General features: G+C 50.0%; 15 protein-coding genes and 1 riboswitch. Of the genes, 10 read left to right on the top strand and 5 right to left on the bottom strand.

The genetic code is table 11. The features are described 5' to 3' along the window. Window positions 1-113: 113 nt before the first annotated feature. A complete protein-coding gene (gene lysC, locus ACSTTG_RS04600; RefSeq protein WP_438459266.1) occupies window positions 114-1,466 on the bottom strand; it encodes a lysine-sensitive aspartokinase 3 in 1,353 nt (450 codons plus the stop codon). 89 nt (window positions 1,467-1,555) lie between these two features. After that, a riboswitch (Lysine riboswitch) is annotated at window positions 1,556-1,732 on the bottom strand. Between the two features lie 186 nt (window positions 1,733-1,918). On the opposite strand from lysC, the gene ACSTTG_RS04595 reads away from it, so the two are divergent. Further along, window positions 1,919-3,037, top strand: a complete 1,119-nt coding sequence (locus ACSTTG_RS04595) for a pyridoxal-phosphate-dependent aminotransferase family protein (protein ID WP_438459265.1) — start codon at window positions 1,919-1,921, stop codon at window positions 3,035-3,037. A gap of 87 nt (window positions 3,038-3,124) precedes the next feature. Here the strand turns inward: ACSTTG_RS04595 and ACSTTG_RS04590 are convergent, their stop codons facing one another. The 4 genes from ACSTTG_RS04590 to ACSTTG_RS04575 all read right to left on the bottom strand — a co-directional run bounded on the left by ACSTTG_RS04590 (window position 3,125) and on the right by ACSTTG_RS04575 (window position 9,573). Continuing rightward, window positions 3,125-4,888 (bottom strand): PglL family O-oligosaccharyltransferase, encoded by a 1,764-nt coding sequence (locus ACSTTG_RS04590; RefSeq protein ID WP_438459264.1) that lies wholly within the window; start codon window positions 4,886-4,888, stop codon window positions 3,125-3,127. A 73-nt stretch (window positions 4,889-4,961) separates the two neighbouring features. Further along, complete coding sequence (uvrA, locus tag ACSTTG_RS04585; RefSeq protein ID WP_438473892.1) at window positions 4,962-7,784, bottom strand: excinuclease ABC subunit UvrA; 2,823 nt, start codon at window positions 7,782-7,784, stop codon at window positions 4,962-4,964. Window positions 7,785-7,926: 142 nt separating this feature from the next. Continuing rightward, complete coding sequence (gene galU / locus ACSTTG_RS04580) at window positions 7,927-8,799, bottom strand: UTP--glucose-1-phosphate uridylyltransferase GalU (RefSeq protein ID WP_438459262.1); 873 nt, start codon at window positions 8,797-8,799, stop codon at window positions 7,927-7,929. A gap of 123 nt (window positions 8,800-8,922) precedes the next feature. Next, complete coding sequence (locus ACSTTG_RS04575; RefSeq protein WP_438459283.1) at window positions 8,923-9,573, bottom strand: LuxR C-terminal-related transcriptional regulator; 651 nt, start codon at window positions 9,571-9,573, stop codon at window positions 8,923-8,925. Between the two features lie 392 nt (window positions 9,574-9,965). Between ACSTTG_RS04575 and ACSTTG_RS04570 the strand changes: the two genes are divergently transcribed. The 9 genes from ACSTTG_RS04570 (at window position 9,966) to ACSTTG_RS04530 (ending at window position 22,373) form a co-directional block, all read left to right on the top strand. Then, on the top strand, window positions 9,966-10,508 hold the full coding sequence (locus ACSTTG_RS04570; protein WP_438459261.1) for a single-stranded DNA-binding protein: 543 nt from the start codon (window positions 9,966-9,968) through the stop codon (window positions 10,506-10,508). A gap of 237 nt (window positions 10,509-10,745) precedes the next feature. Then, window positions 10,746-12,773, top strand: coding sequence for an RNase E specificity factor CsrD (gene csrD, locus ACSTTG_RS04565; RefSeq protein WP_438473891.1), 2,028 nt, complete (start codon window positions 10,746-10,748; stop codon window positions 12,771-12,773). Window positions 12,774-13,111: 338 nt separating this feature from the next. Continuing rightward, window positions 13,112-14,155, top strand: coding sequence for a rod shape-determining protein (locus tag ACSTTG_RS04560; protein WP_438459259.1), 1,044 nt, complete (start codon window positions 13,112-13,114; stop codon window positions 14,153-14,155). A 71-nt stretch (window positions 14,156-14,226) separates the two neighbouring features. Next, a complete protein-coding gene (mreC, locus tag ACSTTG_RS04555; protein WP_438459258.1) occupies window positions 14,227-15,099 on the top strand; it encodes a rod shape-determining protein MreC in 873 nt (290 codons plus the stop codon). Further along, the gene (mreD, locus tag ACSTTG_RS04550; RefSeq protein ID WP_438459257.1) at window positions 15,089-15,577 is read left to right on the top strand and encodes a rod shape-determining protein MreD; all 489 of its coding nucleotides are present in this window, start codon (window positions 15,089-15,091) and stop codon (window positions 15,575-15,577) included. The genes mreC and mreD overlap by 11 nt, the downstream gene beginning before the upstream one ends. Window positions 15,578-15,598: 21 nt before the next feature. Then, window positions 15,599-16,168, top strand: coding sequence for a Maf family protein (locus ACSTTG_RS04545; RefSeq protein WP_438473890.1), 570 nt, complete (start codon window positions 15,599-15,601; stop codon window positions 16,166-16,168). A gap of 17 nt (window positions 16,169-16,185) precedes the next feature. Beyond that, a complete protein-coding gene (gene rng, locus ACSTTG_RS04540; protein WP_438459255.1) occupies window positions 16,186-17,655 on the top strand; it encodes a ribonuclease G in 1,470 nt (489 codons plus the stop codon). Window positions 17,656-17,663: 8 nt separating this feature from the next. Next, on the top strand, window positions 17,664-21,533 hold the full coding sequence (locus ACSTTG_RS04535) for a YhdP family protein (protein ID WP_438473889.1): 3,870 nt from the start codon (window positions 17,664-17,666) through the stop codon (window positions 21,531-21,533). A 21-nt stretch (window positions 21,534-21,554) separates the two neighbouring features. Continuing rightward, window positions 21,555-22,373, top strand: a complete 819-nt coding sequence (locus tag ACSTTG_RS04530; protein ID WP_438459253.1) for a carbon-nitrogen hydrolase family protein — start codon at window positions 21,555-21,557, stop codon at window positions 22,371-22,373. The last annotated feature ends 9 nt before the right edge of the window (window positions 22,374-22,382 follow it).

The following is a 22,382-nucleotide window of genomic DNA, read 5'->3' as shown; positions in this document are numbered from 1 at the left end:
GCTGCTGCAGCGTAGCAGTCATCTGACATTGCTTGAGTTATGAGGCTTGGCTGGTGGTTCTCAGCGAAGAGGCGCTGCAGTCAACGCCTCTTCATAGCTTTAAGTGGCTGTTATTACTTTTCAAACAGCTCTTGGTGAAGTTTTTGCACCGCTTGCTTAGCTACTGACTCATGGAGTAAGAAGCACAGGTTGTGTTGGCTAGCACCGTAGCAGATCATGCGTAGGTTAAAGTCTTCCAGTGTGCCAAAGACCTGCTTTGCACAGCCTTTTGAAGCGCTCATGTTGTTGCCGATAAGCGCAACTACGCTTAGGTTGTGCTCCACCTCTACATGACACATCTCTTCTAGCTCTTCACGCGCAGCGACAGGCAGTTGTGGTGCACCACCTGAGGTGTCGGTTTGATCAAGGGTCAACGACACACTGATCTCCGAGGTGGTGATAAGATCGACCGAGATCTTATGCTTGGCTAGGATCTCAAACACCTTGGCGAGGAAGCCATAGGCGTGGAACATTTTAGCACTGCGTAAGGTCACCATGGTCTGATTACTGCGCAGGGCGAGTGCACGATACAGCGGCGAGGTTTCAGCGTAGTGGCGGATCCAAGTTCCACCTTTCTCTGGCTCGCGTGATGAGCCAACAAACACGGGAATATCATGGCGCAGAGCTGGAACCAGCGTTGATGGGTGAAGGATCTTCGCGCCAAAGTTGGCCATTTCCGAGGCCTCACTGAAGCTGATCTCAGCGATAGGGGCGGCATTGGGTGCGATACGAGGGTCGGTGGTGTAGATGCCTGGAACATCGGTCCAGATTTCCAGTCCTGATGCCTCAACGGCCTCTGCGATGAGGGCGGCACTATAATCACTGCCTCCACGGCCTAGCGTCGTGGTATCCCCTTCATCATTTGAGCCAATAAAGCCCTGGGTCACTACCACCTGCTCACGACACAAGGGGACCAACTTCTCCTTGGCAAGCGTGGCGGTTTGTTCAAGACTTGGCTCTGCACGACCAAAGTTGCTGTCGGTTTTGAGCACTTCGCGGATATCAAAGCGAACCGCATTGATGCCTTGCTCGCGCATCAGTTGGGCGAGGATGTGGGTTGACATCAGCTCACCACACGCAACCAAATGATCGGTTAGTTTAGTGCTAGATTGGATAGAGGCAGCCTCAGCAAGGCTAGTAATGGTATCCAGAATAGCATACACCTCAGCGGCAGCCTCATCTGCCTGATTGAGTTTTGCCAGGATAGCTTCATGAATATCGGCGATTTGCTGCAGGATCTCGCTGCGCTGTTGTTGCTCAGGAACACCATTGGCAAGTGCCACCAACAAGTTGGTTACGCCAGAGCAGGCACTACTCACGACAAGTCGCGTTGATGGGTGGCTCTCGATAATCGCTGCACAACGACTCATGGCGTCAAAATTGGCTACGCTTGTTCCGCCGAATTTGGCGACATTAAATGTGCTCACAGTTGGTCTCCCTATACTTCAAAAAGATTAAACTTCCAGTGTGTTTGAAGAGGGAATGGGTGAGCAGAGGGTGAGAAAAGTGTCGTCACGACCTCAGAAGCTCATCACCAGACTGAGCTGATGACAGTTGAAGGGATTCAGCCCATTCAACCGACAGGAGAATCTCGCAAAAAATTCCTATCTCGGCGCTACTCCCCCTCGGTAAATAGTATCGGAATTGCGATTCCACTATATACCTGCCTGGGCAGCGCTCCTCTTCTGTTCTATGTCGATCATTGAACGGCTTTGGTGCAAAAATGTCAATCAATATTTGAAGTTGTCAGCAGTTTTGCTATTTGCTCCCAATAGCTTGGCTAGGAGCTCTATACTTAACTGTCCAATTTTCTTCCTACCTGGTCGATGCCTTAGCGGCGTGGCTGGTTTTACAACAATAAATTTCAATGGAGTGATGTATGTCTATCCAAAGCTTTATTCCCCCTCGTCGCGTCTTGATGGGACCTGGCCCATCAGACATCTCACCACAGGTCCTTCAGGCAATGAGTCGACCAACGATTGGTCACCTCGACCCACTCTTTATCCAGATGATGGATGAGCTTAAGAGCCTACTTAAATACGCTTTTCAAACCCAAAATGCGTTTACCATTGCGGTATCGGCTCCCGGTAGTGCCGGTATGGAGGCTTGTTTTGTCAACTTAGTCGAGCCAGGCGATAAAGTCATTGTTTGTCGCAATGGGGTATTTGGTGAGCGGATGCGAGAGAATGTTGTCCGTGCTGGTGGTGAGGCGGTAGTGATAGACGATGACTGGGGAGCGCCCGTCTCTGTGAGTAAGGTAGAGCAGGCACTGTTAGAGCATTCAGATGCTAAAATCTTGGCTTTTGTGCATGCAGAGACATCGACCGGCGCCGTCAGCGATGCACAAGCCTTGGGTGCACTGGCTAAACGTCATAGTATGTTAACCATAGTCGATACCGTCACCTCGCTTGGCGGTGTGCCACTCAAGGTGGATGAATGGCAATTGGACGCGGTTTATTCTGGAAGTCAGAAGTGTCTATCCTGTGTGCCCGGCCTCTCTCCACTAACCTTCTCACCGGCAGCTATCGAGAAGATTCAATCACGTACTCATGCTATTCAAAGCTGGTTTCTCGACCAAAGCCTAGTGCTGGGTTACTGGAGTGGAGAGGGTAAGCGTAGCTATCACCATACTGCACCGGTGAATAGTCTTTATGCACTGCACGAGTCACTAGTCATGCTCAAAAATGAGGGCCTAGAGCAAGCCTGGGCGCGTCACCAAGCAATGCACGAAAAGCTAAAGCAGGGGCTTGAGAGCCTTGGTTTTACATTTGTGGTTGATGAGGGGCACCGCCTGCCACAGCTTAATGCCGTTTACGTACCAGAGGGCATCGATGAAGCGCAGGTGCGCTCAGAGCTACTTAATGAGTTCAATCTTGAGATTGGGGCTGGTTTGGGCGCGCTTGCTGGCAAAGCATGGCGGATTGGCTTGATGGGCTACGGTGCCTCAGAGCAAAACGTCGCGCTATGTCTAAAGGCCCTTGAGGAGAAACTACGCTAGGTTTCTTGCTGGCGCCTCCTGCGGGCGCCTCCTGCGGGCGCCGCTAAACATTGAATTTGGTGGCGCTTGGCGATTTTTCTTATGCCGTCACGGTTGCAACTCTGGATCAATAACAGAAGCGCGGATAGGAGCGGTGCGACTTTGGGCTGGAAAAGCCAGCCTTGGATACAAGAGTTCGGCTTCAGTGCGTACCTGCTTAGCTTTGCGCTCATCCCCCATTGCGGAATACGCCAATATCAAGTTCTTATACAGCTCAGGCCTTGGTTTGCGTTTGATCATATCAAGTGACCAGTTTACGTAGACTTGGGTGTAGCCATGGTCACCCGTCTGCAGGCCAATATCAAAATAGGTGCTGTAGATGGCCCATTGATAACGCTCTGTCCATGCATACGGATTAGAGATTCGCTCTAGGATCTTAGGGTCTTTAGGCGAAGACTGCTCAAACTGAGTCAGGACATGGTTGGTATGCATAGCACTGACCATGTAGGTCACTGTGGTAAGAGGAACAACTAAGCAGCTTACGCGTAACCCAGCTTTGATCAAGGGTGAAAAGTGGGCGTGTCTTAGCTTGCTTGTGCGCTGGTCAACCCAGTACAGCAAGATGATCAGAACGAGCCAATGGATCGCTGAGTGGTAAAATGGATATTCAAGCTGGGAGTGGAGCAATATCGGCACAAAAAGCGCCAGTAGGGCAAGACGAGTCCCCGGTTTTGCCTGTCTGATCCGCGCTACGGTCAGTAGGGCAACCAGTAAGAGCCCAAGTAACGGGACAATCCCACCTTCAATCCCCCACAACAAGATCTCGTTGTGAGGATGGTCCATCGCCGGTAAGCCAGGTTGATACTTATGGTTGATTTGATGCTGGCGCGCTGTATACAGGGTGTATTGCGATTCAAATCGCCCATAGCCCCAGCCTGTAAACGGCTTCTCAATCATCATATCCATGGCTTGAGAGTAGATATCTTGTCGGACATCTGTCAGGGTCACTTTTTGCGCAATAAACTCAGTCTTGTGTTGATGCTGGCTCGCGACAAAGCCGAGTCCGGTGCCAATCACGACCATCGCCAGCCAAGTTAAGGCGCGGCGTTTGGTGGAAAAGCGCCACAGATAGGGCATGATCATCATGACCGCAACAAGTGAACTAATCCAGCCTGTCCGTGAGGCTAGAACCACCAACAGAGGGGTAAGAAGTAGCGGAGCGATATAATGCAAACCAGTATCGAGCAACGTACTGTAGCGGTTGTTTTTGCGTGCCAATAGATAGCCTGACAGGACCAGTCCTGTCGCAAGGAAACTCGCCATCACATTCGCTTGTTGGAAAATGCCATAGGGACGATTATCGACAGCGTTATAGCCAAATTGATTGCCCGGCTCTAACCAGAAATACTGCCCATAACCAATCAGTGCCTCGATCACGCTGGCGATGACGATAAGCTCTAGAATCCGCTGCTTGTGTTTATTACCCAAACGAAACTGCTGTAAGGCGACAAAAAACACCCAGCCAGACCACAAGGCGAGTATGCGTGGTGCGACCGTTGATATGTCGGCAGCCGAGTACAGCATGGGTAGGGTCATTAAGCCGCAGGCAATCAACAGACCTATGGTGAACTTGTTGTAACGCAGGTAGTGGTTGATGCTGATTTGATATAAACCAACGCCAATAGCGAGGCTTAGGCCAGCCCAGGTAGTATTGTTGAAGATCAGAGCTAAGCCTGAGCCACCGGGGTTAGGCATAAAAACATGCATAAATAGCAGGAACATCGCGCTGAGCGCCATGATGAATGGACGATTTAAAGGGATAACCGGTTTTGCCGGTTGAAGTTGTGTCCCGCTAACATGGATAGTGGCCATAATTTGCTCTGAGTGATGGTTGCCCAAAAAAAGAAACCAGCGCAAGGCTGGTTTCCTATCTTACCTATTTTGCTCACTTTAACATAGGTTTCAAGAAGCGAGCTGTGTGCGAGCCTTCGACCAGACTCACGTCTTCAGGTGTGCCCTGTGCAATGATTTCACCACCACCTTGTCCACCCTCTGGGCCAAGGTCAACAATCCAATCAGCGGTTTTGATCACATCGAGGTTATGCTCAATCACTACCACGGTGTTGCCATGATCCCGCAAGCGATGTAGCACAGTGAGCAGTTGCTGAATATCATGGAAATGCAGACCTGTGGTCGGCTCATCAAGAATATACAATGTCTTGCCAGTATCTCTTTTTGATAGCTCACGGGCCAATTTAACTCGCTGAGCTTCACCGCCTGATAGTGTGGTTGCCGCCTGTCCAAGGCGAATATAGGAGAGACCGACATCCACCAAGGTTTGCAGTTTTCTCGCGATCACTGGCACGGGGTCAAAGAAATTGCGTGCATCTTCGACCGTCATTTCCAGTACCTCATCGATACTCTTGCCCTTGTAGCGCACTTCGAGTGTTTCACGGTTGTAGCGCTTGCCCTGACACGCATCACATGGCACGTACACGTCAGGCAAAAAGTGCATCTCAACCTTAATCACACCATCCCCTTGACATGCCTCGCATCGCCCTCCACGGACGTTAAAGCTAAAGCGTCCAGGTTTGTAGCCGCGTGAACGAGCCTCTTGGGTACCGGCGAACAGCTCTCGAATTGGCGTAAAGATACCGGTGTAGGTGGCCGGATTAGAGCGTGGAGTTCGTCCTATCGGGCTTTGGTCGATATCGATGACTTTATCAAAGTGCTCTAAACCTTCAATTTTATTGTATGGCGCCGGTACCTGTGTCGTTGCGCCATTCAGTTCAGTGTGGGCAATTTTGAAAAAGGTATCATTGATTAGGGTGGATTTCCCTGAGCCAGAGACACCGGTGATGCAGCTAAACAGTCCAACTGGAAGCGTAAGGGTGACATTTTTTAGGTTATTGCCCTTAGCTCCAGTGAGTTTCACCACCTTCTTTTTGTCAATTGGCGTACGATCCGTCGGGATCATAATCGCCTTTTCGCCACTCAAATACTGCCCAGTCAGAGAGTTTGAGTTAGCAATGATCTCATCCACCTTACCCTCGGCGACGACTTGACCGCCGTGCACGCCGGCACCAGGGCCAATATCGATGACATGATCCGCCATGCGAATGGCATCCTCATCGTGCTCGACCACAAGCACGGTGTTACCCAGATCGCGTAGGTGAGTCAGGGTCTTGAGGAGGCGCTCGTTGTCGCGCTGGTGGAGGCCAATGGAGGGCTCATCCAACACATACATCACCCCGACAAGACCTGCGCCAATTTGGCTGGCAAGTCGAATACGTTGCGCCTCTCCACCTGAGAGGGTTTCGGCACTGCGCGATAGGTTGAGGTAGTTCAGGCCGACGTTGACTAAAAAGTGCAAGCGGTCATTGATCTCTTTCATGACCTTATCGGCAATCTGTGCTTTCTGTCCTTCAAGTTGCAGTGATTGGAAGAAGCCCAGAGCATCGGCAATACTCAGCTCAACGATCTCGGGCAGAGTTGTTTCACCAATGAAGACATTGCGCGCCTCGATTCTCAGACGTGTACCATCACAGCTTGAACAGGATTTGGTCGAGATGTACTTAGCCAGATCTTCACGTACCGAGTTCGACTCAGTATCACGATAACGACGCTCAAGCGTGTTTAAGATCCCTTCAAACGGATGGCGCTTAACTCGAATATCACCGCGATCATTGACGTAATGGAACTCAATTTGAGTTCGGCCGGAGCCCTTCAGAATTACATCCCGGATTGGTTTTGATAGTGACTTAAACGGGGTGTTGAGGTCAAAGTCGTAGTGATTAGCCAGTGAGGTGAGCATCTGAAAGTAGTAATAGTTCTTCTGATCCCAGCCACGAATCGCACCCTCAGCAAGACTCAGGGAGTCATCCACGATCACGCGAGCAGGGTCAAAGTACTGCTGCACTCCCAATCCATCACAAGTGCCGCAGGCACCCGCCGGGTTATTGAACGAGAACAGGCGAGGCTCCAGCTCTTGCATGCTGTAACCGCAGTAAGGACAAGCAAAGTTCGCAGAGAACACCACTTCTTCCCCGTCTCCATCCATTGGTGCGACGACGGCAATACCACCAGAGAGCTCGATAGCGGTCTCGAACGATTCTGCCAAGCGTTGCTGGAGATCATCCCGCACCTTAAAGCGATCAACGACCACCTCGATGGTGTGCTTTTTATGCAGCTCTAGTGGCGGTGGATCAGACAGATCGCAGATATCCCCATCGATACGCGCACGAATAAAGCCTTGAGCTGCAAGGTTTTCCAGTGTTTTAACGTGCTCACCCTTACGCTCTTTGATGATAGGTGCAAGCAACATCATCTTGCTGCCTTCAGGCATCTCGAGCACTTTATCCACCATTTGGCTGATGGTTTGTGCCGCTAAGGCAACTTTGTGGGTCGGGCAACGTGGTTCACCAACGCGAGCGTACAGTAGGCGCAGATAATCGTAAACTTCAGTGATCGTACCGACCGTTGAACGTGGGTTATGCGAGGTGGATTTCTGCTCGATTGAGATCGCAGGAGAAAGCCCCTCTATGTGGTCGACGTCAGGCTTTTCCATCAAAGATAAAAATTGACGCGCATAAGCCGAAAGCGACTCAACGTAGCGGCGCTGGCCTTCTGCATAAAGCGTATCAAACGCAAGAGATGATTTGCCGGAACCAGAGAGGCCGGTAATGACAATCAGTTTGTCGCGTGGGATGGTGAGATGTATGTCTTTTAGGTTGTGGGTTCTCGCCCCACGCACTTCTATATTGTCCATATTCGCTGCGCTGTAAAACTCGAAGATGTTTAAGTATTACATAGTGTGCGCATTGTTCAAAGAAGATACTGGTTATAAAAACAGTAAAGCCACCAGGGGGATGGTGGCTTTACTTTTTAAATCAGTTGGCTAGAAAAAACGTCTAAGCGGTTTTTTCTGTTGAGTGTTTGCCCAACTCTGTGGTTTTTTCATCTTTTAGATAAAGGTGTTCGAAGCAGTAGTTTGTTGCTTCAATGTAGCCCTCAACACTGCCACAATCGAATCGCTTGCCCTTAAATTTGTACGCCAGCACACAGCCTGCTTGCGCTTGTTTAAGGAGCGCATCAGTGATCTGAATTTCGCCACCTTTGCCCGGCTCAGTCTGCTCAATAAGATCAAAAATATCTGGAGTCAAGATGTAGCGACCAATAATGGCCAAGTTGCTAGGCGCGGTGCCTGGCTCAGGCTTCTCAACCATATCATCGACGCGGAAGATATCGTCTTTGATCATTTCACCGGAAATCACCCCGTACTTATGCGTCTCATCATCAGGAACTTCCTGAACGGCGACGATTGAGCAGCGGAACTGTTTAAAGAGTGCTACCATTTGTGCAAGTACACCGTCTTGCTCATTAACACATAAGTCATCGGCCAGAACCACAGCGAATGGTTCATCACCCACTAATTCACGCCCGGTTAAGATTGCGTGACCAAGGCCTTTCATTTCACGCTGGCGAATGTAGGTAAAGTGAGCACTATCGATGATCTCGCGGATATCGACCAACAGCTCTTCTTTGTTGGTACCGCTGATCTGGTGCTCCAGCTCGTAGTTTTTGTCGAAGTGGTCCATGATCGAGTGCTTGCCACGACCGGTAACAATGCACATACCGTTCATACCAGCTTGAATTGCTTCTTCAACGCCATACTCAATCAGTGGCTTATTAACAACTGGCATCATCTCTTTTGGCATTGATTTCGTCGCTGGCAGAAAGCGCGTGCCATAGCCTGCAGCTGGAAATAGACACTTTTTAATCATTTTACCTAACCTTATCTATGTATTTGGTTTTACATTTCGTTACTTCCCGCCACATAGGGTATCACCTTTTATATGACTTAATCATTATTCCTTGTGATCAATCAGCCTAAATCGAAGCAATAATTACGAGATTAGGTGTAAATCGGCCCAAGCCACAGCCTGAACGCGATTTTTGACATTGAGCTTGCGAAAAATCTGGTAGAGGTGAGACTTCACCGTGAACTCGCTGATAAACATGCTTTCGGCCATCTGAACATTCGATGAGCCACCCTGTAAGTAGCGCAGGATTTGTAACTCGCGAGCGGTCAGATCCACCACAGCTGGCGAGGTTTTATGTTTGAAGGTATGTCGATAATAGTGCAGCAGTTGACTGGTGACTTTGCGAGGTAGCCAGTTTTGGCCATTGATCACCTGCTGGCAGCCTTCGACTATCTCCTTGGTGCTCTGACCCCGCTCAAACAAGCCTTTTAGATTACCGTAGCGTACCAGCTCATCTGTGGTCATGCGTTGCAGGACGTTAATCAGTATCGTGTCAAACTCGAGAATGTCGATGGGTAAGCTGCACACCTGTTGAGTGAAAAGGGTGCGAGTGGGGTAGTCAATCAACAAGATTTTGTGTCTGTATTTTTGGTGCTTATCGAGTAAGTCATGCGGCGTAATGCGCAAAATGGGCTGGTCGAGATTCTGCTCAAGTCGGTTGATATGAAGGTGGTTCTCTTTAGTGTCAGCGCAGAGGAAGAATAGGGTTCGCGTGTAGTCGGCTCTTGGTGACATCGCTCTTTGCGGCGACAAGGCTTTTTGTGGCGGCATAGTACCTTGAGATGACATAGTGTTTTGAGGTGACATGGGGCTTTGAGATGGCATAGTGCCTCCTACCGTTTGGACTCCTATCAGGAAACCATGGATAAGCACGATTTGCCGCGTAAGCGCGATTAAAGTGCGTCTGACTTGGAAAAATCATCCTCAATTATTGAAAACAGGTGTGGGATAGGATGATGTCACTCGAAATTTTCTCAGCCAGCGGATTATGCACTTGTTAATCTCTGAATCATACTTAGGGCAGAACCAGTGACAGGATTTGCCCACAGCTCTGGCTAGGCGATTTGTCACTAAGCGTGTTATCCTACCCGCTGTCTTTTGAAATAAACAAGAATACGGAGCAAATCATGGCTAGCCGTGGAGTAAACAAAGTTATCTTGGTGGGTAACCTAGGTAACGATCCGGAAATTCGCTACATGCCGAGCGGCGGCGCAGTAGCAAACATCACGATCGCCACTTCAGAAAGTTGGCGTGATAAAGCCACTGGCGAACAGCGTGAGAAAACTGAGTGGCACCGTGTCGCCCTATTCGGTAAGTTGGCTGAAGTGGCCGGTGAGTACCTGCGTAAAGGCTCACAGGTGTACATTGAAGGTCAACTGCAAACGCGTAAGTGGCAAGATCAGAGCGGTCAAGATCGCTATACCACAGAAGTGGTTGTTCAAGGCTTTAATGGCGTAATGCAGATGCTTGGCGGCCGTGCGCAGCAAGGCGGCGGTATGGGCGCACCAGCCGGTGGCCAGATGCAAGGTGGTCAGCAGCAATCTTGGGGTCAGCCTCAACAGCCTGCAGCACAAGCTCCTCGCCAGCAGGCAGCTCCGCAAAATGCCCCACAGCAGCAGCCACAATACAACGAGCCACCAATGGACTTTGACGACGATATTCCGTTCTAAGCCGACTGCTCACCCTGTTGTGATATTAATAACCCCAGCCTCAGTGCTGGGGTTATTGTTAATGGCATACAGGATAGTGAATTGATATGGTTAGCGAGAGCACAAGGTTAGTCAGGCACTTGAGTATAATTGAGAGCCCTTCTACTATTTTTAATTATTTCACACCGATATCTCGACTCGTACTGACACCGTCTTTTATACTGCGGTCTGAGGCAGGCTAAGGAAGCAACGCAACGGATGGCAAGGTATACACCAACCCTAAAACTCAGCACTCGGCTGGTGGCATTTGTCACTATGATAGTGATCAGCGCGACCTTTATCCTTTTTGTCGGTGGTGCTCTCTCTTTCAAACGTATTGGTCAAGACTATATCCATCAGTCACTCGCAGGGATTGCCGAGGTGGTTGATAAGGAGATGGAAGACCCTGATGCGGCTTATTCGATGCAGAGCTGGATCCCGAAAATGCTTCAAGCAAACAATATTGTGGAGATGCGTTTGCTCTCTCAAGTCGGGGTTGTCTATCGCTACAAGAACACCGCCTCGCGTCATGATAGTGCTCTTCTGGTTGAGCAGAGTTTTGAGTTAGAGCGCAATCCCGGTTATTCGATCATTTTTACTGTCATGCCCCCTTACCTCGGCTTCGGCTATTCGATAGGAGCACTGTCCTCTATCTCCTTAGCCTTTGCTCTGATCGCATTTTGCCTAGTGCGTGGGGTAGGGTGGTTGCGCCAGCAGTTACATGGATCCGAGCTCTTGGAGGAGCGCGGGCGGATGATCTTAGCTGGCCGAGTCGAACAGTATGCCAAAGGTGATGAGCAAGAGTGGCCATTCACAGCAAGTGAAGCCCTTGATAAGCTGATTGAAGAGCTCAAAGATGCCCGCCAAGAGCGCAGTCGCTTTGATACCTTTATCCGCAGCCAAACTTTTCTCGATAAACTGACTGGCAATGCCAACCGCATTCTGTTTGATAGTAAGCTCGACTCAACCCTGAATGAAAGTGGCTCTGCAGGCGGGGTGTTGCTGGTTCGTATTGATGACTGGGAGGCGCTTAAAGAGGCGCACCCTCGCAAGGATATCGATGGCTTTGTCGTCCAAGTGGCTGAGAGTCTCGCTCATATCGTGCAGCGTTACCCCGATGCCATGCTGTCTCGTTACTACGCCAGTGATTTTGCTCTGTTGCTGCCGCATCAAGGGGCTAAAGAGATCGCGACTATTGCCGTCAACTGCCTTAAGCAGGTGGAGAAAATAGCACCATTAGCGCCATTAGAGCGGGACAATTGGTGTCACATTGGTGCGACCCTGTATCAAGAGGGAGAGCTCCCAAGTCGAATTATCAGTGAGGTAGAGACAGCGGTAAAAACAGCTCAACTGCAGCGTGTCACAGGCTGGAGCAAGTTCGAAAAACAGACCTTGGATAATCAAGAGCGTGGAAGCGTGCGTTGGCGCTCCTTGTTTGATGAAGTCCTTCAGCCTGAGCGCTTGATCCTTTACACCCAACCCTGCTTTAAACTCCTGACAGACAACCAAACTTCTCTGATCCACCAACACGTCTCAATCCGGCTCCAAGACCCAGAAAAAGGCGAGCTCAAAAGCAGTCGCTTTGGCTTAGCGATCGAGTCAGTCGGGTATGAGGCCCGGTTTGATAAGGCGGTGATGACACGTATTATCAAAGAGCTCAATCAGGATACTTTGTCGGGTGATATCTCTATCAGCTTGTACGTCAGTCCTTTTTCAGACCGCAACTACCTACGCTGGTTTAGTTTCGAGCTGCTTCAATTGACCTCGCAAATGCGACGTCGACTGGCGTTTGAGTTCGTTGAGGGGCAGTTGGTGGAGCACCTTGATTATATGCGCCCGGTGATCCGTAGGCTCACAGGAATGGGGTGCCAAGTGGTGGTTGCTCAAGCCGGACGTACTATCGTAAGTACCTATTACCTCAAAGACCTCAACATCAGTTATCTCAAATTGCATCGCAGTCTGATCAAGCGTATTGATCAGCGCCAAGAGAACCAGTTGTTTATCCTGAGTATGATTGGGGCTTGTGAGAGCAATGAGGCGAGCGTGGTTGGGGTCGGTGTCGAGAACAAGGCAGAGATGAAGATGCTATGTGAACTTGGGGTGACGGGGGTTCAAGGGCGAATGTACCAAGCTGAGCAGCCATTACTAGAGCCAGTAAAGTCGCTTGAGCATTCGGTTTCTCGGGCTGAGCCGGTTTCTTCTCGGGTAAAACCTGGTCGCCGTAACCGATGGAAGCGAAGTCGCTGAGCACAACCTGGTGAGTGCTTTAAGTCATTGCGATAGGTCATAAATGAGTCGAGAACTTCGCCTAATTATGGCTACACTTTAACCGGCGTATCAGTTCACATCAATGCACCGGCATTAAATCGAATTTTCGCAGTTGAGGTATTGATCGCAATAATTTCTGCTTTCAAGGGGGTTTTACCGAACAGTAAAGGCAACAAATTTTTAACTCGGTAAAGAATCTGTCAGAAATTGTGCTTTTTACTCCATCTTTACTCAGCAATGCCTTGCTGTAAAAGCAAGGCATTGGTACATTTAGAGCAATTTTCTATCTTCTAATTCTTGCAGGACGAGCAAAGAATATGTTCAAAAAACTTCGTGGCATGTTTTCGAACGACCTATCTATCGATTTAGGTACTGCCAACACTTTGATTTATGTAAAAGGCCAAGGCATCGTCCTAGATGAGCCTTCAGTAGTTGCTATTCGTCAGGACAAAGGTCGTGGCGGAAAAAGCGTTGCAGCGGTGGGTCATGCTGCGAAACAGATGCTCGGTCGTACACCTGGCAATATTTCTGCAATTCGTCCAATGAAAGACGGCGTGATTGCCGACTTCTACGTAACGGAGAAAATGCTGCAGCACTTCATCAAGCAAGTGCACGAGAACAGCTTCCTAAAACCAAGCCCTCGCGTGTTGGTGTGTGTACCATGTGGTTCAACCCAGGTTGAGCGTCGTGCGATCCGTGAATCAGCGCTGGGCGCGGGTGCGCGTGATGTGTACCTGATTGATGAGCCTATGGCCGCGGCTATTGGTGCCGGCCTGCGCGTGTCAGAGCCGACGGGCTCGATGGTGGTTGATATCGGTGGTGGTACCACAGAGGTTGCCGTGATCTCACTCAACGGTGTGGTTTACTCTTCATCAGTGCGCATCGGTGGTGACCGTTTTGATGAGGCGATCATTAACTACGTTCGTCGTAACTACGGCAGCTTGATCGGTGAAGCAACAGCTGAGAAGATCAAGCATGACATCGGCTCGGCTTATCCGGGCGACGAAGTGCGTGAAATCGAGGTTCGTGGTCGTAACTTGGCCGAGGGTGTGCCGCGCAGCTTCAGCCTCAACTCGAATGAGATCCTTGAAGCCCTGCAAGAGCCGTTGACAGGTATTGTTTCTGCAGTCATGGTTGCGCTAGAGCAATGTCCACCTGAGCTGGCGTCGGATATCTCTGAAAACGGTATGGTCCTCACTGGTGGTGGCGCGTTGCTGCGTGACCTTGACCGTTTGATTGCTGAAGAGACAGGTATCCCAGTGGTGATCGCAGAAGATCCTCTGACCTGTGTTGCCCTTGGTGGCGGTAAGGCTCTAGACATGATGGATATGCATGGCGGCGATCTATTCAGTGAAGAGTAATGACACCAGCACTCAGTTGTTGTAAGGGGGGGCGTTGACTCCCCGTTTAATGATCGAGGAACTCTCATAATATGAAGCCGATTTTTGGCAGAGGACCTTCGCTTCAACTACGTCTCTTTATTGCCGTTGTACTATCAGCCAGCCTTATGCTGGCTGATAGTCGTTTAGATGCGTTTTCAAGTGTCCGTTATTTTCTTAATACTCTAGTGTCCCCTTTGCATTACGTGGCGGACACGCCTCGTCGTATGTTTGATGACTTCTATGATCGCTTTCATACTCGGGGTCAGTTGCGTCGCGATAATATGGCGATGCGTCAAGAAGCGCAGATCCTGCAAAGTGAGTTGCTCTTGTTGCAGCACTACAGAGAAGAAAACCAACGCCTGCGCAAACTGCTTGATTCACCATTCATTCGCGATGAACGCAAGGTCGTGACCGAGGTTATGGCGGTGGATACCACGCCATACAGTCGCCAAGTAGTGATTGATAAAGGCTCTTTAGATGGTGTGTTTGAAGGGCAGCCGGTGATCAATGAAAGTGGTGTTGTAGGGCAGGTAACCTTTGTTGGCTCGCACAACAGCCGTGTTTTATTGCTTGGTGACAATCATAGCGCGATACCGGTCCAGGTGCTGCGCAACGATATCCGCGTGATCGCCTCCGGCTCTGGCTCGATTGATTCCATCGAGCTTGACCATATTCCAACCAGTACAGATATCCAAGAAGGGGATATGCTGGTCAGCTCTGGATTGGGTGGCGTCTACCCAGAGGGCTATCCAGTTGCCGTCGTTAGCTCTGTCAATAAAGATACACGCCGTGAATTTGCTTCAATCCAAGCCGAGCCAACCGTCGATTTTGAACGCCTGCGTTACTTGCTGCTGGTGTGGCCAAGTGATGAGCGAGGTGAAAGAGTCAATCATACCGTAGAGGAAGAGAGTAATGAGGACTAGCTCGCTCGGTGGGCGTCTGATTATATACGCAACGTTCTTTATCGCCTTAGTGCTGCAGATGTTGCCTTGGCCTGGTACCTTCGATGTTTTTCGTCCAGCATGGTTGTTACTTGTGGTCTGTTACTGGGTGATGGCGTTGCCGCATCGAGTTAACGTTGGCACTGCACTGATCCTTGGTTTGTTGTGGGATATACTGCTCGGATCTACCCTAGGCATTCGCGGTATGATGTTCTCTATTATCGTGTATTTAGTTGCGCTCAATTTTCTTGTTCTGCGTAACATGGCGCTTTGGCAGCAGGCATTATTGGTTGCGATATTGGCTATGCTATTGGAGATACTGGTCTTTTGGGGCGAGTATCTGATTCAAGATATCGTGTTTAACCCGTCCTCATTATGGAGCGGATTGGTGACGTTTGTCCTCTGGCCATGGATGTTTTTACTCCTTCGCCGCGTGCGACGTCACTGGCACATAAAATAACCATCCAAGAGAGGTTAGCAGGTGACTGAAAAACGGTTGATATTAGCCTCTGGCTCGCCGAGACGAGCCGAACTGCTCGAGCAACTAGGCTATCGTTTCGAGATTATTAAACCCGAGGTTGAAGAACGTCAACTGGCGGGAGAAAAGCCGTATGACTATGTCGTGCGGCTATCACAAGATAAAGCTCAGGCAGGTTTGGGCCTGATCAGTGATGATCAGGCGGTAGTGATTGGCTCTGATACGATAGTGGTCAGTGGCGACACCGTGCTTGAGAAGCCTTGTGATCTGCAGAACTCAAAACAGATGTTGATGCAACTGTCAGACAGCCAGCATCAAGTCATGACAGCGGTGACCGTCGTGTCTCGGAAACAAATTTATACCAGTGTCGTGACGACCAAGGTGTGGTTTAAGCCATTAAGCGAACAAGAAATCGAACAATACTGGCTATCGGGAGAACCTCACGATAAAGCAGGCAGTTATGGCATCCAGGGGCTCGGTGGGCGCTTCGTGACTCGCATTGAAGGAAGTTACCACGCGGTGGTTGGTCTGCCCTTATACGAGACCGACCAGTTGCTGCACAAGTTTTTATAAATAGGATTGGGGTGCACATGAGTGCGGAGCTATTGATTAACGTGACACCGAGCGAGACTCGGGTTGCGATGATTGAAGGAGGAGTCCTTCAAGAAGTCCATGTGGAGCGAGAAGCGAAACGTGGCATCGTCGGAAATATTTATAAGGGCAAGGTCAGCCGAGTGCTGCCAGGGATGCAAGCGGCCTTCGTTGATATTGGCCTAGAGAAGGCGGCATTTTTGCATGCGTCTGATATTGTGCCACACACAGAATGCGTGGCCGAAAATGAGAAGAAGCAATTTCAGGTACGAGACATCTCTGAGCTGGTGCGCCAAGGGCAAGATATTGTGGTCCAGGTGGTGAAAGATCCGCTCGGCACCAAGGGTGCTCGCTTGACTACCGATATCACATTGCCATCGCGTTACTTAGTCTTTATGCCAGGTGCGAGCCATGTTGGCGTGTCACAGCGTATCGATAGCGAAGAAGAGCGTCATCGCCTAAAGAAGGTCGTATCACAATACTGCGATGAAAACGGCGGGTTTATTATCCGCACGGCAGCTGAGGGCGCTGAGTGTAAAGAACTGGCTCAAGATGCTAAGTTCCTTAAACGCTTGTGGACTAAGGTGCAAGAGCGCCGCAGTAAGTATATCACTCGATCGACCTTGTATGGTGAGCTTGGTTTATCTCACCGAGTATTACGTGACTTCGTGGGTACTGAGCTGACCAAAATCTTGGTGGACTCACGCCTAGAGTACGAAAACTTGTTGGAGTTCTGCAGTGAATATGTCCCTGAGCTTGCCGAGAAGCTGGAGCTTTACGAGGGCGATAAACCTATCTTTGATATGTACGACACCGAGAATGAGATTCAGCGCTCTCTCGAGCGCAAGGTGGAGTTGAAGTCTGGCGGCTACCTGATCATTGATCAAACCGAGGCGATGACCACGGTAGATATCAACACTGGAGCCTTTGTCGGTCGACGTAATCTTGAAGAAACCATCTTCAATACCAATGTTGAGGCCACGCAAGCGATCGCACGTCAATTACGACTGCGTAATCTTGGCGGTATTATCATCATAGACTTTATTGATATGGCTTCTGAAGAACACCGTAAGCGAGTACTTACATCGCTTGAGTCTGCTCTCAGTGCAGACCGAGTTAAAACCAATATCAATGGCTTTACTCAGTTGGGGCTGGTTGAGATGACTCGCAAACGCACGCGTGAGAGTATCGAGCACGTACTTTGCACGGGATGCCCAACTTGTGAAGGGCGCGGTAGCGTCAAAACAGTCGAGACGGTCTGTTATGAGATCTTGCGTGAGATCACGCGAGTGAACCGTGCCTATGATGCGGATAATTTCGTGGTTTATGCCTCGCCTGCGGTTGCAGATACGCTTGAGGGTGAAGAATCGCATGCTTTAGCTGAGCTGGAAATCTTTATCGGTAAACAGGTACAGGTACAGGCGGAGCCACTCTACATTCAAGAACAGTTTGACGTTGTGATGATGTAGGGGCTCTCGTGAGTAAAGCAATGACGCGCTTATGGCACTGTATTTTGTGGCTGTTGGTTTCGGTGATGGTGATGTTGGCCATTGCCGTCACCGCCTTGCGCGTGACGTTACCTAAACTGAATCAATTTCAGGATGAAATCCACCTTTTCGTCAATCAGTACACTGGACTCGATCTTGAGATCCAGGATGTGCGTGGTTATTGGCGTAACACCCACCCTTCAATTTCACTGCAAAGCATTCATGTCGACTTGCCAGCTGACACAGAAATTCAGCTGGTTGCTGAGCGTCTGGATATTGAGTTTGATATCATCCAGTCCTTGTTCAGGCTCAAGCCTGTCGTGGCTGAGCTCAATGTGCATGGACTCGATCTCAACCTGCAGTCGGTTGATTTGTTCAACCCTGTCAATGAGGCTGGCGAAGTGGGACAGCCTCGCGATACCAAAGCGCAACTAAAGCAGATTGAACAACTGTTTTTGCGTCAGCTCGATGACTTTTCTCTTTATGACTCACGGATTGCGTATCTTGGCATCGACGGTGAGTTGCGCGCCCTAGACATCGATAAACTACGTTGGCGAAATATTGGCAAACGCCACCTAGCAGAGGGCGTGGTGAGTATCGCCGATGCCAATATCAGTGCCCTCAAGGTGAGTGCTGACTTTCGTGACCATGGCTCATTAGCGGATATTTCTGGGGAATTCTATCTTGAGGCAGAATCTCTGTTTGTGACCCCATGGCTCAACAGTTACCTGCAAAGTGAGACGGGTATCCAGAGCGGTCACTTGAGCTTTGCAACTTGGATATCCCTAGCCAATAGCCGACCGGTTGATGCTTATCTTGAGTTCAACCCATCTGAGTTGATTTGGCAAGAAGGTGCTCAACATGAGCTGATGCTTGAATCTGGTGTATTTAAGCTTTTTCCAACTGAAAATGGCTTGCAGGTGAGTGGGCACTCACTCGAGCTACGAACCGACGATATTCAGTGGCCGGAGCTGGACTTGGCGTTTGATCTGTCTAGTACCGGTTGGCGCTTGAATGTCTCCGAACTGGACATTCAAGCGGTGACACCACTGGTGAAGTTGTTACCAGACTCTGAGCAAGCCTCACAAACCATTGAACAACTGGCCCCTTATGGTCGGGTGGAAGATTTGCGCATCTCGATGAGTGAGGGGATTGACTCTCTCACCTATTCTGTCGACGTGCACAATTTAGGTATCGCCCAGTGGGGCCTATTGCCAGAGGTGCACAAGGCGAACCTATCGCTATTTGGCAATGCCTATCAAGCGCGAGCGACGCTGTCGTTATTCGATGATGTGCTGCCTTATGGCGATGTTTTCCAAGCCCCCCTGAATATGCGCCAAGCCCATACCGATATCGTTTGGCAGCGCGATGAGAGCGGCTGGTCACTGTGGGCTGACAAAGTCACAGCAGCGACCCCTGATATTCAGGTATTGGGTGCGTTTCGCTTAGACTTTCCTAAACAAAAAAGCCCGTTCCTTTCTTTCTATGCTGAGGCAGATCTGTTTGATGCTGGTCAAGTGTGGCGTTACCTGCCTACGCGTGCTTTGGGGTTGGGACTCACGGATTATCTGTCAACCGCTATTCAGGGTGGTCGAGTCGAGACCGCCAAACTGCTTTGGTATGGCGAATTAGGCGACTTCCCCTACCGTGATAACGAAGGAGTGTTTCAGGCATGGGTGGGGCTGCGTGAAGCAAAATACAGCTTCGAAACCTCATGGCCTGCTTTGACGGATATGCAGCTTGATTTGTTATTCGAAAATGAGTCGATGTACCTTGATTCAAGATCGGCCAAATTAATGGACATTGAGGCCTCTCGCGTAGTGGGGCGCATACCTGCATTACACAGTGATGGGCATATTGAGATTGAGGCGCGGGCAATCGGTCCCGGCCCAGCGGTGCGTGATTACATGACGGCCTCACCTTTGGTTGATTCTGTCGGGGCCGCACTAACTGCGATTGATGTTCAAGGTGAAGTCGAGGCGAGTTTTCAACTCAATATACCCTTTGAAGGCAGCGAAGAAGCACGCGCATGGGGCCGCGCAGAGCTAAGCGATAATCTTGTTACGATAGATACCCCGCCGATGGTACTCGAGTCGGTCAGCGGCACGATTGAATTCGATAATGACGTCGTGCGCTCGACAGGGCTGGATGCGCAGCTGCTCAGCCAACCTGTTTCAGTCGACTTTAGTGGTGAAAATGCCGGCCGTGGCTATGCGGTTAATGTTGATGTGCTAGGGGATTGGCAGATTAAGCCTCTTTATCCCTATGTCGGCCAGCAATGGCTTGAGCCTGTCACTGGGCATGCGCCATGGAATGTTGGCATAGATATCCAGCTCAATGATGTTGGATTCACCTATCAAATTGACGGTGAGGCGCAGTTGAGTCAGTTAGCAAGTGCTCACCCATACCCACTTAATAAGCCTTTGGGTAAAGCCGGCAAGCTGCGACTGGAAGCCTCGGGTAATCAGGAAATGATTTCTGCGCGCTTGCAACTGCCACAGGCCAAGTACCAAGCAGAAATTGATATCCGCCCACAAACGCCAGTTCTAGCAGCAACCCATTTAGTCGTCGGCAGTGGTAGCTTTAAAATGAGCCCGATTGTGGGTCACACTGCGCAGATCCGAGCGAATCGATTTAACCTCGATCACTGGATGAGTGCGGCAGAGCCGAGTCAAGGTAAGCCAAAGGCTGCGCTTGATGAGCTCAACACGCCGGAGATCCCACTTCCTCAGCGAATCGATTTGGATGTTAAACGGCTCTCTTTTGCCACCATGGATTGGCATGATGTGAGCTTTAACGCACGCAAACGTGGCCAAAATTGGCGTTTTAATCTTGATAGCCAACAAGCCAAAGGGCACGCCAGTTTTGAAGGCGGAGATCAACTCAATATCGCTCTTGAGCAACTGAATATCTTTGTGCCGGCCCTTGAAGACAATGCCGATCAAGAGCCTAAGTTGGTAGAAAGTTTGGAGTCCGATCAACCTTTGATCTCTGAGCATGATCGCCATCTGCACGCCAGTTTGCCCAACATTGATCTGCAGATTGATGATTTTTGGTTGCAGGGCTACAAGGTTGGTAAGGTCAATGTGGACTTGCGTCGTGAGGGGGATACCCTCAATTGGCGCACGATTAAGATCCAAAGTGGCAGAAATCAAATGGATCTTTCGTCACAATGGACGTTGACGGAAGATCAAAGCTATACAAAGCTGAAAGTAGACATCAAGGGTGAAAACAACAGTGATGTGATGGAGCGCTTTGGGATCAGCTCAGGTGTCCAGCAAGCCCCATTTGAGTTGCAAGCCCAAAATCAATGGCAAGGGGCGCCTTGGTCAATGCGTATCGATACCCTGCAGGGTAATGCCAGTGTTAAGCTGGGTAAGGGCATGATCTCTGATGTTTCGGGTGCGGCACGTCTGCTTGGTATGTTTAGTCTCGATTCGATCATCCGTCGTATGCAGTTAGACTTCACTGACGTGTTTGATCGTGGCATGGCCTTTAACTCCATTACCGGCCAGGGGGAGATTCGTAATGGCGTGTTTGTTACCAACGATATCCGTATGGATGCGATTGCAGGAGAGATGATCATCAAGGGACTGGCGAATCTCAACGACCAAACCGTGGATGCCGAGGTGACCTTTACACCGGATATCACCTCGGGGATCCCGGTACTGACCGCTTTCGCCGTTGCGCCACAGACAGCGCTGTATGTGTTGGCGATCACCACGGTGGTATCGCCTATTGTTGAGGTTTTCACCCAAGTTAATTATGAAGTCAAAGGCCCGTTTGATGCACCGTCGGTACGGGAGATATCTCGAAGCCAAGGCGAGTACACCTTGCCAGAGGAGCTAAGAGGCAAGTAAACCAATAAGGAAGTGGATGACATGGAGCGTGTCGGCATCATACAGATGACCTCGGGACCTGACCCGATAGAAAACCTGACGTATATTAAAGAGCAAGTCTTTCACCTGGCAAAGCGCGGCGTTAAATGGATAATGACGCCTGAGAATGCGCTGGTGTTTGGGCGCAAGAGTGACTATCACGCCGTGGCTGAGCACTTAGGGGTTGGCGCACTGCAACTGGAACTCGGCTTGCTCGCCAAAGAGGCCGGGGTATGGCTGATCATCGGTAGCATGCCAATACGCAGAGCCGGGGGCGTGTCCACCTCAACCTTGGTCTTTAATGATCAAGGGCTATTGGTAACACACTACGATAAACTGCATATGTTTGACGTCGATGTCGACGATGCCCACCGCAGTTATCGTGAATCGGAGACCTTTACGGCAGGCAATGCCGTAGAGTGTATCGATACGCCATTTGGTCACCTTGGGCTGTCTATCTGTTACGATCTGCGTTTTCCACAGCTCTATTCAGAGCTGGTTCGCCTCGGTGCAAATATCCTCTTGGTTCCAGCGGCATTTACCGCGGTGACAGGAGCGGCGCACTGGCGCTCTCTATTGACCGCGAGAGCGATAGAAAATCAGGCCTATGTGGTGGCGGTTAATCAAACCGGACGACATCCATGTGGGCGAGAAACCTGGGGGCACTCGATGGTTGTGAGTCCTTGGGGAGAAGTGATCATTGAGTTGGGGCAGCGGGCACAAAATGGGATTGCGGAGATAGATCTTTCCGTGGTGAAAGAACTAAGACACAATATGCCAGTCACTCAACATTCAAGATTTCAAAATCGATTGATCAAGTAGAATAACTTT

The sequence above is a fragment of the Vibrio glycogenivorans genome (assembly GCF_051660965.1).
GTDB lineage: Bacteria > Pseudomonadota > Gammaproteobacteria > Enterobacterales > Vibrionaceae > Vibrio.
Note: the sequence above shows the minus strand (reverse complement) of the source record. Positions and strands in the feature narration are given on the sequence as shown.